The sequence below is a fragment of the Shivajiella indica genome (genome assembly GCF_042683085.1).
GTDB classification, from domain to species: Bacteria; Bacteroidota; Bacteroidia; order Cytophagales; family Cyclobacteriaceae; genus Shivajiella; species Shivajiella indica.
This window is the reverse complement of sequence record NZ_JBHUIV010000018.1, coordinates 272,916-285,265: the sequence shown is the minus strand read 5'-3', so window position 1 is coordinate 285,265 and position 12,350 is coordinate 272,916. Positions and strand designations below refer to the sequence as shown.

10 protein-coding genes are annotated in these 12,350 nt (G+C 39.8%); 2 read left to right on the top strand and 8 right to left on the bottom strand.

Annotated elements, in window-relative coordinates; translation table 11 throughout:
• Nucleotides 1-26: 26 nt before the first annotated feature.
• From ACFSKV_RS13930 to ACFSKV_RS13900, 7 genes are all read right to left on the bottom strand, one after another.
• Nucleotides 27-1,028, bottom strand: coding sequence for a cytochrome C (locus tag ACFSKV_RS13930; RefSeq protein WP_380803887.1), 1,002 nt, complete (start codon nucleotides 1,026-1,028; stop codon nucleotides 27-29).
• A gap of 282 nt (nucleotides 1,029-1,310) precedes the next feature.
• Nucleotides 1,311-1,946, bottom strand: a complete 636-nt coding sequence (locus ACFSKV_RS13925) for a DUF2306 domain-containing protein (protein ID WP_380803884.1) — start codon at nucleotides 1,944-1,946, stop codon at nucleotides 1,311-1,313.
• A gap of 76 nt (nucleotides 1,947-2,022) precedes the next feature.
• A complete protein-coding gene (locus tag ACFSKV_RS13920; protein ID WP_380803881.1) occupies nucleotides 2,023-2,448 on the bottom strand; it encodes a nuclear transport factor 2 family protein in 426 nt (141 codons plus the stop codon).
• Nucleotides 2,449-2,524: 76 nt separating this feature from the next.
• A complete protein-coding gene (locus ACFSKV_RS13915; protein WP_380803878.1) occupies nucleotides 2,525-2,920 on the bottom strand; it encodes a RidA family protein in 396 nt (131 codons plus the stop codon).
• A 225-nt stretch (nucleotides 2,921-3,145) separates the two neighbouring features.
• Nucleotides 3,146-5,563 carry a TonB-dependent receptor gene (locus ACFSKV_RS13910; protein WP_380803875.1) on the bottom strand — a complete coding sequence of 806 codons (2,418 nt, stop codon included), beginning with the start codon at nucleotides 5,561-5,563 and terminating at the stop codon, nucleotides 3,146-3,148.
• Between the two features lie 138 nt (nucleotides 5,564-5,701).
• Entirely contained in the window at nucleotides 5,702-6,220 is a 519-nt protein-coding gene (locus ACFSKV_RS13905; RefSeq protein ID WP_380803873.1) for a YybH family protein, read from the bottom strand.
• 244 nt (nucleotides 6,221-6,464) lie between these two features.
• Nucleotides 6,465-7,232 (bottom strand): hypothetical protein, encoded by a 768-nt coding sequence (locus ACFSKV_RS13900; protein WP_380803871.1) that lies wholly within the window; start codon nucleotides 7,230-7,232, stop codon nucleotides 6,465-6,467.
• Nucleotides 7,233-7,416: 184 nt separating this feature from the next.
• Between ACFSKV_RS13900 and ACFSKV_RS13895 the strand changes: the two genes are divergently transcribed.
• Both ACFSKV_RS13895 and ACFSKV_RS13890 read left to right on the top strand, forming a co-directional pair.
• Entirely contained in the window at nucleotides 7,417-9,360 is a 1,944-nt protein-coding gene (locus tag ACFSKV_RS13895) for a tetratricopeptide repeat-containing sensor histidine kinase (protein WP_380803868.1), read from the top strand.
• Nucleotides 9,357-10,091 (top strand): LytR/AlgR family response regulator transcription factor, encoded by a 735-nt coding sequence (locus tag ACFSKV_RS13890; RefSeq protein WP_380803865.1) that lies wholly within the window; start codon nucleotides 9,357-9,359, stop codon nucleotides 10,089-10,091. The genes ACFSKV_RS13895 and ACFSKV_RS13890 overlap by 4 nt, the downstream gene beginning before the upstream one ends.
• Nucleotides 10,092-10,105: 14 nt before the next feature.
• On the opposite strand, the gene ACFSKV_RS13885 is transcribed toward ACFSKV_RS13890, so the two are convergent.
• Nucleotides 10,106-12,319: an ATP-binding protein gene (locus tag ACFSKV_RS13885; protein WP_380803862.1), complete on the bottom strand. Its 2,214-nt coding sequence runs from the start codon at nucleotides 12,317-12,319 to the stop codon at nucleotides 10,106-10,108.
• Nucleotides 12,320-12,350 lie beyond the last annotated feature (31 nt).

Genomic DNA, 12,350 nt, shown 5'->3' with positions numbered 1-12,350 from the left:
GCTTATTTATAAAATCAATAATGACCTTATTTTTTAAACATCAATTCTCCCGCATCATAATCGGAAGGCGGCAAACTTGTCAGATACAGGTAAAGTGCTTCCAGGTCTTCATCCGTCATCCTGGAAAAAGGCCCCCAGTGCATTTGTGAAATATTGATCAACCTTCCCTGACGGAATCTTTCCTTCCATTCATCCACAGTTTTGAATTTTGACAAAGCACTGTTGGGATGCGGGGTGATATTGGGTGTACGCATCCATACTTCAGGGTCACCACCCACTGCAAGTGCAAACTCAGGCCAAGGTTCAAACTCCATTCCTCCACCGTATTCCGGGCCAATCGGTTCAAAAGTATTCAAATCCCTATTGGTATGACAACCCACACAATTGGCTACATATCTGGAAAGGTATTCGCCTCTTTCTATGGTAGCAGCCATTGGAGGTGCGGATTTAGGCGGAGAGGGTTTTTCTATTGGATGAAAAGCAGGAGCAATCACCCTTACAACTTTCCCTATAAATGTCCACTCATTTTGCCTGACTTCATTTTTTACCGGGGCCTGACTTCTCAAATAAGAGACCACTGCTATCAAATCTTCATCCGCCATATCCCAAAAAGGCATCAAAACCGACAAGGTAGCTGTCCCGTCCGGCTTCAAGACATGACGCATCATCCGGAAGAGCTGTCCATCAGAATACCTTCCTATCCCGGTAGTTGGATCGGGCGTCAAATTTTTTGTATACATGACCCCAAGTGGAGGAAAAGGGAATTCAACTCCTCCTTTTAAGGGAATATTTTCTCCTGCATCTGCCGCAATAAATTCTGCAATAGTGGAGACATGGCAATTGGAACAATGTGCAGGGCCATGAACCAGGTATTTCCCTCTTTCGATAACGGTGGAGTCAATGCTGACCTGAAGATCCGGATAGGGAATATCATAGGTTTTATTCCAATTCAGTTGGACATAAACAACAATTCCTCCAATGATTACAATCAGGAGGATTAGGATTCCGAAAATGATTTTCTTTAACATAGTGCCTGGTGAGTTTGTGGTTTTACATGGAACGGATTGCAGAGAAATAAATTAGAAGTAATTTAAATATTTTTTAATAAAATCAGAATATTCTATAATAAATTTTTATTTATACAGAATAAAAACCTATATTACTGTCATTATAGTTTATATTACTTTAAAATGTATAAATACCATTAAGTCTAAATCTCTACTGAATTTTCATACTTTTTAAACTACTAATCCTTTTAAGAAGGTCATAGCCATTGAGGTTATTTGTCTTTTTTTAAATCAGTTTTCAACTTAATTTTTTCTATTCCATTGAAATATAATCTCAGTAATAAACAATGGGATGGCCCATGAAACCCAAATAGCATTTGTTCCCGTCTCTGGAAAATTTCCCAATTCATAATAGAAGGGTTGACTGGTTAGCCAACGGAAAAACACAAAAGCAAAGGTGACAACATAGCTCCTGACCATCCATTCTTTATGCAGATTCGTCCGTTTCAAAAGGATAAATCTAAGTGCCATTCCGGAGGTAGAAATCCAGACAAAAGCCAATACCATCAAGGATAAAGCCCAAGCCCAATTAATAGCAAGTCCCGTGGTAAGAGCAAGGGTAATGGAGCTTAAAGAACCGATCAGAATTCCTGCCACATAGAGCCTACCCATCCAACGGTGGAGTTTCAGGTGCTTGTTTCTGAAACCCTCCCAAAACTGAAATGGGCCTAGGACCAAAGCCAATAATCCCCCTGAAATATGGCCTATCAGTGGCCATTTCATAGTCCAGAACCTACCGAAAACTTTTTCATCAAAGCCGAAATAGGGCAAGGCATCGTGAATGACAAACTTTCCTGCAAAAAGGATCAGGAAAGCCCAAGCAAAAAGCAAAAACCATGCTTTGGGTTTATCCGGTACTATTGTTAGGTTTTTTGCCATAGATTTTTGAAGGTGGTTTATGGGGAGTTTTTTGTTGGTTGAGAATTCCCGATTTTCAGATACGGGACAGGTATCATTAATTCAAAGCCTCACTCAATTTTTTGGTATCTACATATTGTTGAAAAGCAACCACTTTTCCGTCTTTCAAAGTCCAGAAATGAGCCACTTGGGCATTATAACTTTTCCCGTTCCTGGATTTGGCGTCATATCGTAAGGTGGCCAATACCTTATCATTGAACATCTCGTGGAGTTCGATATCCTTTAAATTAAAATATTCATGTTCTGCACCAATACGGGCAAAAACACCATTCAATACTGCTTCAGGTCCTATGTACGGATTGCCATCTGCATAGGCATTGCCTTCGGCTTCATTCCAGTGGATGTTTGCATCCATGGCCCCAAGAACTCCTGGGATATTCCCTGTAGAAAAAGCTTGATAAAGCCCGGCTATAATAGCCCTGTTTTCTGTGGCATTTTTTAAGTTTTCTTCATGTGTTTTCATAGGATTTTCACTGGGTTTAATTGTTAATTTCCTTCTTAATCTTTCACTAAGTTCCAAACTTTGGGAAAGATCGTCCTTATGCTTTATGCACTTCCAATTCGATTTCGATCAAGAATTCAGGCAAGGCCAAGCCTTTGACTTCCAACCAGGTTCCTGTGGGAAAATGTTGCGTATAAATGGAATTCCGGTATGCAGCATGTTCCAAAAATGCCGGCATGTCTGTGGTAAATACATTCTCTACAACCACATCTTCAAAGGAGCAGCCATAGTGCGCCAGTACCTTTTCCAGATCCGAATAGCAGTTCTTCATCTGCTGGAGCAAATCACCCACAGCAGTGGGCCCACCTTCATCATCCATGCTGACGGCCCCCGAAACTTTGATACTGTTCCCAATCTTGACGGCATGGGAATATCCGTAAGCTTTTTCCACTTCAGGTCTAAGGGAGAAGTACTCTGGTTTTTCTGAATTCATTATTTTTTGTTTAAAATTTGCCTACTCTAGGTGTTTTTCGGCTACCCCGCTGATAACTAATACTTTTTGAAATAACAACATGCTTGGCTTATCTTTTGCCAATCCAAAAGTCTGTTGGTTATAAATTGAAGCTAATTTTTATTTTATTCATCACGAAACCATCAAGGACGAAACCACACCTTTTCTGTCCTAAGGCAATGATTTATTTTTCCAATGAAAAAATGATCAATTCGTAACTCTTCTTTGTTCCTCTTGGGATCCTACTTTTCTGTTCCTCGTTCCTTTGATCTTGTTATTTCCAAATTTGTAAGTGTAGGTGGCCATGAACACCCTTTTTTCAAACTTTAACCTGCCTGAAAATTCCAAATTAGAACCTTCAAATGATTTCCATCGCATTTGGCTTGTTTCAAAAATATCATTACAGGAGACCCTTAATACACCGGATTTTTCAAAGTCTTTTTGTATTCCGAGATTGACAAACCCCCTTGAAAGCCAATTAAAATAGCCATTGATAGTCGGCGAAATATAATAACCAACCAACTCAATGGTGTATTTTTTTGGAAGCATGAAGGTGTTGGTCAATACTACCTGTAAACCCTTCTGATCCACTTCATAAATTTCTCCGTTTTGCTCTGAATTGAGTCTTTGATAATTTGCTGTGAAGTTGTTTTGGGATTCCCACCAAGAAGTTACTTTTAAAGGAAAAGCCATCATCATGGAGACTGTCTGCATTCGGTCAAGGTTCTCCGTTCTTATGAATACCGTATTTGTCTCTTCATCCAAAGTAGGTTGGAATCTTGCAATTAAATTCTTGTCCAAGCTATATTGTACAGAGAATAGCCAGCTTTTGTAGGAATAATCTGTTTTGTAGGTGTTTGTATAAGTAGGCAGAATGTTTTCATTACCTGCAAAAAAAGAAAATGGATCGGAGAACATCACAAATGGGGCCATTTCATTGAATGTTGGCCTTGTTATCCTCCGCCCATAGGACACTTGAATCAGGTTGTCGGTATTGATTTTTCTGGATAAAAATGCTGTTGGAAAAAAATCTCCATAATGTCTGTCAACGATTTCCTCTCCTGAAACAGTAGTCAGGTTGGTTTTGGTATTCTCGTATCTTAATCCTGCATTTAAGGTAGTCTTGTCATCAAATTCAATTTTTGCTGTAGAGAAAGCAGCCAGAATATCTTCATTTAGAAGGCCATCGCTACTGAAATCAGGATTAAAGAACCAATCCGAAGCCAATTTTTCTTCAAACACAATGGTATTGGTGAATTTTGAAAAAGTAGCTCGAAGACCTGATTCCACAGCTACTGATTTTCCTATTTTCATGGAATGATTGATATCTGCAACCCAAAGGTCAATTGGGGTGTCTTTGCTTATTCTGAATTCCTCAGAACTTATCAAATCATCGGATTCATTGTATTCCATAATAGTATACCGGGACGGATTGGAATTTTTATAGGTCAGATAATCCAAGTTGGTACTAATGACCTGTCCGTTTTGGAAAGTATGCTGGAGATTGATATTACCCATGATATGACTCCATCTATTTACTTCCACCGTTGTCATTTTAAATAAAGTATCTGGAGAGATGGAATAAATGGATTTGGTAACATTTGGGGCTGTAAGGTCCCACCTGTTATTATAGCCGCTGACCAAGCCACTGATTATGGTATTGGTTGCTAATTTGTAATCAAATCCTGCCTGGTAATTGATGGCCTTTCTTGTAGCGAAACGATCGGTGTAGGTTTCGATATTAATGTCTTCAAATCCATTGTTGTTACCTCTAAAACTTTCCCATTCCTGTACCTGATCTACATAAGTTGCAGACAAAATCCCAAACCAACTGAATTTGGGTCCCTGATGGTTGAGGCTGAAGCTCATATTGCCATTATAACCAGATCCATAGCCTTGGCCGATGACCAGAGAACCATTGGTCCCTATCATCGCATTGTCTTTTTTCATCACGATATTGATAAACCCTGCATCACCGTCAGCATCATAGTTGGCAGGAGGTACGGTGATAATTTCGATCTTTTCAACATCACTGGAGTTTAGGCCTGCCAGCATCTGATAGGCAGCTTCTATAGGCATTCGAAACCTGTGCCCATTCATGAGGATAACCACACCATTCTTTCCTAAAATGGAAAGAGAATTACTCTGCCTGTTGACCATGACTCCAGGGGACCTATCCAACACATCTATAACAGATAAACCTGCTATTGAAATGCTGTTGGCTACGTTGACTACCATTTTACCCTGTTCCAACTCAAAAAATGGCCGTGTGGCTACTACTGTTACTTCTTCCAGGTTTTGGTCTTCCTGATGTAAAATGATGGTTGCCATATTATTTTTTTCTGTCCCCAAAAAACTGAAAACCGGTGAATGGGTTTTGGCATATCCCAAGATATGTACCTCCACATAGTATTCACCTTTGGGTATTTCGGTGAAAATAAAGTTACCGGATTCGTCCGAAATAACTCCCTTGACCATCAATGAATCAGGCTTATTCCAAAGCAGCACATTGGCAAAAGACATGTCTTTAGCTTGAGAGTCCTGGACTTTACCCTGAATAATCCCCTGGGAAAATCCCAGAAATGAAATGAAAAATAAAAGAGTTACTCCTATCAAAGTCTTCATGGATGCGTATTGAATAAATTGTCAGAAAAGAATCGGAGTGTTTTTAATTTTGAGTTTAAATACTCAAAATGAATTCAAAACCAGGGAGCATTTTGAAAAGCCCCCGGTTTTCTGAATCATAGAATTTACTTAAAGAGATTAGTTTTCTTTCGCGTCGTTATTTCCGATATCCCTTATGCAGACATACTTTCCATCCCTCTTCTCCCAGATTGCCATATACTTACCGGTGGAAGTGACTTTTCCGGAAGCATCCATTCTAGTAATTTTGCCTACTTCAGTGACAATCTTATCATCACCAAATACTTCCATAGTCTCATATTTTGTTGTAGTACCTGCAGGTCTGGAAGCCATACTTGCCTCGATTTCCTTTTGAATAGCGGCTTTGCCAACAGCCATTGGCGTATCTCCTGCCATACTTACAGCGTCATCAGAATAGAAAGCAAGCAATGCCGTGACATCTCCAGCATTGTCAGCGGCAGCCCAGGCAGTTTCCAATCGCTGGATTTCAGCTTTAATGGCAGCCATATCCGGTGCTTCAGCTACGGGTGCTGTAATTACCTCTGGAGCAGCCGCTTCTTCGGGAGCAGGTGAGCTGCATGCTACACTAAATAGAGAAAGAGCGATACAGGCGGTCGCTATGCGGAAATAGTTTTTCATGTTCATTTTATTTGTTGTTTGTTTTGGTAAGTATTTGAACAGGATTTACCTCTTTATTTCAGTATTAAAAAAGCATCAGGGACGAAGCATGACATAATTTTTCCCAGCATATGGATTTATTTCCCCAGAGGAGAATTAATCTTAAAAAAAACCGGGCATTGGCAAAAAATTCACCCAATTTGCCGCCGCCCGATCTTATCAACTAAATTCTCTGTGTTAATTAAATAAGGGTTTTTCAATTCAATTATTTGCTTGGCCGACTGATGTCTTTATCCAATTTAAAAACGTAATTCCATGAGCTTTCCAAAGAGGATCTGAAAGCAGCTTGAAGTTCATCTCTCTTAGCCTTACCTACCTCTTTTTCTACTGTTTGCCAAACCCCTTCCTGAACAACATCCATAGCTGCAAAATCCTTGAAGCCCGTTACTACGTGATAATTGGGGCTTTCAGGATCTGCGGTTACCCAACTATACCAATAGCCCCGAATGTCCAAACCTGCTTTTTTACGGATTTCTTCCACCTCTTTTACCACTTCCATCATTTTATATCCATTTATTGAATTCAGTTTATAAAAACTAACCCGGATGATCTCTCCTTCCAAGGGGTTACTATTACTGATCCCCGGTTGAAATCGGGTCATATGGTTTGTGGCTTTTTCGATATGGGGATTGATCAAGTTCATGGCAAGCATCTGACAATTTTTCCCTGATTCATCGGTTTTATCCATTTCAGCCCAATTGGCCATATCTGAAGCCAAGACATAAACGTTTCCTTCACCTTGCTGTCTGCTCCACAACCTCCAGGTCCATTCTCCTTTATTTTCTATGTAACAGGCCTTCCAGGCTTTAATGCCTTCTCTGAACTGCATCTCATGCCCAGGCTTTACAGTGAATTCCGTGACCGACATCAAATGGCCAAGTGGTTCAGTTTGAGCGGTCAAAGTTGATCCTAAAGTCCAGTTCAGGATTAAACCCATCGTAAGAATGACCAAATAATTACTAATTCTTTTCATAGTGATATTGATTTCGATTGTTTTAAAAATTACATGATCAATCTCTACCGAATTCCTCGTTTCCCCAAAAGGTATTGGACCAACCTGCCATTAAAATGTCCGAACACCCATATTATCTTTTCTAAAAAATATTTTAAACTTCAAATAATTGATTTTCAAAGGCTTTTTATCCTATCTTTAATAAATGAAGAAGTACTTCTTTCTTTTGCTTTTTTTTATCCATATTCAGCTCCTTGCTCAGATAACCTTCAAAAATGGGATTCCAGAGTATAAGCAGATTTTTGTGGGAAATGATGATTTTGGAGAGGAATACCTTGATATTTTGGAGCGCAACCTTCCGGAAATTAAAAATGTAACCCTTCGTTTCAGGATATACAATGATTTAGGGTATTACTACCACACCCGGAATTTGAAAAAAGCTTTGGAAATCATTCAGGAGGGCCTGAAGGAAGTCAGAAAATCAGAAAACAGGTTGTGGGAAGGTCGGCTACAGGTTTCAGAGGGGGCTATCCTGCTTAGAATGGAAGAACTGGACATGGCTGAATTAGTGCTGAGAAGCGCCTTGGATAAAATCCCCGAAAAGGAATCCTGGCTTCTCTTGACCAATTTGGGCTATGTCTTTGAACGAAGAGGGGAATTGGGGGAAGCTTTCCAATTTGCCGAGAAAACCCTTGAATTGGGAGAGAAATATCAGGATAAAAAAGCAAAAGCTATGGCCTATTCCGATATGAGCAATCTTTTTTGGAAACAGGGGAAATATGAAAAAGGTATAGAATATGGAAAAAAATCCCTGGATTTATTTGAAGAAAGAGGGATTTTGGATATGGATTTCGATTTCACCTTACATGTCATAGGCAACAACCTGATGGGAATGGACCGGTTTGAAGATGCACTTCCTTATTTCCTTAAATCAGTCCAAATTGGCGAAAAATATGGGTTTTATAACAACCTCAGCGATTCCTACATTGCCTTGTGTGATCTGTATACCAAAATGGGGGAATTTGAAAAAGCGGATTCAACTGGAAAACAGGCACTCAAATATGCAGAGTTGTTAGAGAACGATTTTATGGTAATCAGGTCACTGCTCTCTCTTGGAAGATTAAAAAATGAAGAAGAAAAATTTCAAGATGCCATCGGTTATTTACAGCAAAGTATTCGGATTGCAGATGAGAATTTTGGAGATGATTATTATTTAGGTCTGATTTATTTTGAATTGAGCAAATCTTTTGGAGGCAACAAACAAATGAATGAGGCTTATGAAGCTTATAAAGTATTCCATGAACTGGACAAAAAAGTATTTAACGCAACAGCAGACAATAAAATAGCAGAGATACAAACCCGAATGGATGTTAATTCCAAAGAAAATACGATTTCCTTACAACTGGAAAAACTCAAGCAGCAAAAGGTTCTGCAACTTTTCATTTTGACTTTGGCCGGATTATTGGTCCTTTTTCTATTTTTACTCTATAGATTATTTCTCCGAAAGAAAAGATATAGCGTACTGCTGGAAAAGCAGAATAGGGAAAAAGAATTTTTGCTCAAAGAAATTCATCATCGGGTTAAAAATAACCTTCAGACAATTTCCAGCCTACTTTCTTTGCAAACAGAACAAACTGATAATCCTGAACTCCAAAACTTCATGGCGGAAAGTCAGAACAGGGTTCAAAGTATAGGCATGATCCATCAAAATTTATATCAGGGGGAAAATCTTACCGCAATAGAAATGAAGCATTATTTTATGCATCTTGGATCTTATATTATTGATACCTTTGATGCAACAGGAAGGGTCACTTTGGAATGCCCAATGGAATCATTGGAACTGGATGTGGATAAGGCCATTCCTATAGGATTAATAGTCAATGAACTGATCACTAACTCGCTCAAGTATGCATTCCCTGAAAAAAAACCTGGGAAACTAACCGTCAGTCTGACTGAGATAGATGACCACCTTCATCTGAGGGTATCTGATGACGGTGTAGGCTTTGAGGAAAATAAAGGGGTAAAAGGAACAGGTTTTGGCACCCAACTGGTTAAATTATTAACCCAACAACTGGACGGGAAAATGACTTTGTCTTCAGATTCGGGAACAAACGTATCTTTTAAATTTCAATTTGGTAAAGCTGCATGACAGAAAAACCCAGAATTTTGATCGTAGAGGATGACATGATCATCGCTGCAAACATTTCGCTTCAGCTCAGCAATCTTGGGTATGAAGTTACAGGTATTGAAACCCGTGGTGAAGACGCCGTCAACCATGCCCGGGAGAACCATCCTGATATTATATTAATGGATATTCAACTCAAAGGTAAAATTGATGGGGTAGAAGCGGCAAAGTCCATTCAGAAAACCTGGGATATCCCTTTGGTGTACCTCACAGCAAATTCTGATGAAGCCTCTTTTCAAAGGGCCAAGGAAACACATCCCTATGCATTTATCTCGAAGCCATTCAACAAACTTAACCTTGAAAGAACTATTGCCTTAGTGGAGGAGAAAATAAAGGAAAAAAAGACTCCAGATGAAGAGCAGGATCTTTTGATTGAAGGTTTGGAAGACAGGATATTTATCCGCAGCAATGGCAAATTGATCAAAATTATGCTGGAAGATATCCTTTACATCGAGGCGGAAAGGAACTATTGCCATATTCATACCGCCAACCAGGATTATTTGGTCGTCAATACCCTGAATTTAGTTTGCGAAAAACTCACCAACAAAGACTTTATAAGGATTCACAGGTCTTTTGTTGTCAACCTGAGAAAACTGGATGCAGTAGCTGACTCTTACCTTGAAATCAACAATAAAGTCATCCCCATTGGAAAATTATATAAGGATGACCTTATGAAAAACATCCGTAAGGTCTAAAGCTCTTGTTATTTTTAGGATCCAATAGGTAAAATAAGGATAAATTCTGTCCCCTCCCCTAAATGGCTATCCACTTTTATCTGCCCCCCATGCGCTTTAACAATATCATAGCTCAGGCTCAAGCCTAAGCCGGTGCCTTGTCCAGTAGGCTTGGTGGTGAAAAAAGGCTGAAATATTTTATCTTTGATGGAATCGGGGATGCCGGGGCCGTTGTCTTTGACGGATATCTCAACTTTATCGCCGAGATTTTTAGTGGAGACGGTGACAAGGGGGTGTAGACCTTCCAGGTTTCTTTTGTCGTCGCTAACACCCCGATAGCTATCGGGGCTAGGAAGGTCTTTCTGCAAGCAAGCTTGAAAAGCATTGTTGATAATATTCAGCAGCACCCGACCTATATCCTGAGGGACTACATTTACTTTTGGTAAGTTGGGATCAAAGTCTGTCTGGAAGCCTGCATTGAAGGACTTGTCCTTGGCCCGCATTCCATGATAGGCCAACCTTACATATTCATCTGCCAAATCATTGATATCCGTTGGTACCTTTTCTCCAGTGCTTTTTCGGCTATGGGCCAACATCCCCTTTACTATCGCATCCGCACGCTTCCCATGATGCTGGATCTTTTCCAAATTCTGTTTAATATCCTCCAATATCTCATCCTCCATCTCATCTGCCTCAGTCTTGGGTCTTGTATCTTGTGTCTTGAGTCTTGAATCCCGAATCTCATCAACAAGCTCCACACTCACCTCAGAGAAGTTATTCACAAAATTCAGCGGATTCTGTATCTCATGAGCAATGCCTGCTGTTAGTTCGCCTAGTGAAGCCATCTTTTCGGATTGGATCAGTTGGGCTTGAGTAGATTTGAGATCTTCGAGGGATTTATTCAGGGCTGCAGTTCTCTCTACAACCTTCTGCTCCAAGGTTTCATTTTGGGACTCGAGCAATTTCCTTTTTTCTTCCGCCTGTTTTTGGTTCTTTTCGGACAAGAATTTTACTTCCCTCAGTTTTTTGGATAATGCTTTACCTAGAAAACCAAACTCCATCGCGAGATAGATAGAAATAGTAATCGGTAAATAAACTAATGCAAAGAAATAGTAAATATGGCCCCATCTAAAGTAATCGCCTGGAGGAATCACTCTCGCCACTGCCAAAATGAACAAGATAAAAAATAACAATCCAACGATAGCGGCTCCAAAAATCAGTGCCGCCCCTCTTTTCCGTTTTTTTAAAGCAATTGCGCAAATTCTTAAAAACTCAAAATTCAAAAGCAGGTAAGGTAAAATAATCAAAAGGTAACCATAGTGATAAAAATATTGGCTGCTTATAATTATCAATCCAGTTATAAAAAAGAAAATGAATACTCTCTTGTTGTTTTTAATTTCCAAAATTTTTTGAATTGCGAGAAAATAGAAAACATAACCAAAAAAAATGGAAGCAATAGTTGGGTAAAACAACAAAAACTGCAGCTGGACAGAATCTGACCATGTTAAATTTAGTATTCCGTTAAGGAAAAACAGAAACATTAAAGCCGAAAAATACAGGTTTGATTTTTTTGTCCTATTGCTCAAAAACAGCGCTAAGTGTAATAAGAATAGTATAAAATATATACCATTCCTAAACATCTCCGACTTGGAGTTATCATTGCTTTTAACATACAGTGACCCCTGATAGGCATCAAAAACCCGAACCGTAAGAGCCGTGGTGAACCAACTTGTCCAAGTCGCATATAGCATGCGCTTTTGTGCCGCAATCCTCACCGCGAGTGTATGAACTTGCCCAGGCTTCAATGGCAAGTTCAATAGTTGATGAGGGAATATTCGCCTTGCCTTCACGTCACTTGGATTTTCTCCAATGTGCCCAGCTCTATGTATAAGTTGCCCGTCCAGGTAGAATTCCGTGGCGGTAGACTGCTGTACCTGCATGACGATAGACTGAAGGGCCAATGCGCTGTCCAATTTGAGCTTGATGCGTAACCATCCCCTACCCGCATCCCATAGCGGTTTGACATCCCGGACATCAGGCGTTGGATTGAGCGACTCCCAGGACTCGTCCTGAAAATCGGGCATAGCCCAAGCTGGGTCATCACCCGCCTTGAACTTCCAGCCTTTGTCCAGCAAAACACCTAATTCAGGGATTTCTTTGATATGGATTACATGGGCATCAAGACCTTGGGCATAAACACCAAGCGAAGCACAAAAAATAAGCAGTATAAAAAGTAGGTATTGCCTCATTTTTCAAATATAAAGTGGTGGTTTTCTTAAA

Excerpts from the sequence above, each read along its gene's own strand:
- ACFSKV_RS13930 (WP_380803887.1), bottom strand. The coding sequence starts at position 1,028 with ATGTTAAAGAAAATCATTTTCGGAATCCTAATCCTCCTGATTGTAATC.
- ACFSKV_RS13925 (WP_380803884.1), bottom strand. The coding sequence starts at position 1,946 with ATGGCAAAAAACCTAACAATAGTACCGGATAAACCCAAAGCATGGTTT.
- ACFSKV_RS13920 (WP_380803881.1), bottom strand. The coding sequence starts at position 2,448 with ATGAAAACACATGAAGAAAACTTAAAAAATGCCACAGAAAACAGGGCT.
- ACFSKV_RS13915 (WP_380803878.1), bottom strand. The coding sequence starts at position 2,920 with ATGAATTCAGAAAAACCAGAGTACTTCTCCCTTAGACCTGAAGTGGAA.
- ACFSKV_RS13910 (WP_380803875.1), bottom strand. The coding sequence starts at position 5,563 with ATGAAGACTTTGATAGGAGTAACTCTTTTATTTTTCATTTCATTTCTG.
- ACFSKV_RS13905 (WP_380803873.1), bottom strand. The coding sequence starts at position 6,220 with ATGAAAAACTATTTCCGCATAGCGACCGCCTGTATCGCTCTTTCTCTA.
- ACFSKV_RS13900 (WP_380803871.1), bottom strand. The coding sequence starts at position 7,232 with ATGAAAAGAATTAGTAATTATTTGGTCATTCTTACGATGGGTTTAATC.
- ACFSKV_RS13895 (WP_380803868.1), top strand. The coding sequence starts at position 7,417 with ATGAAGAAGTACTTCTTTCTTTTGCTTTTTTTTATCCATATTCAGCTC.
- ACFSKV_RS13890 (WP_380803865.1), top strand. The coding sequence starts at position 9,357 with ATGACAGAAAAACCCAGAATTTTGATCGTAGAGGATGACATGATCATC.
- ACFSKV_RS13885 (WP_380803862.1), bottom strand. The coding sequence starts at position 12,319 with ATGAGGCAATACCTACTTTTTATACTGCTTATTTTTTGTGCTTCGCTT.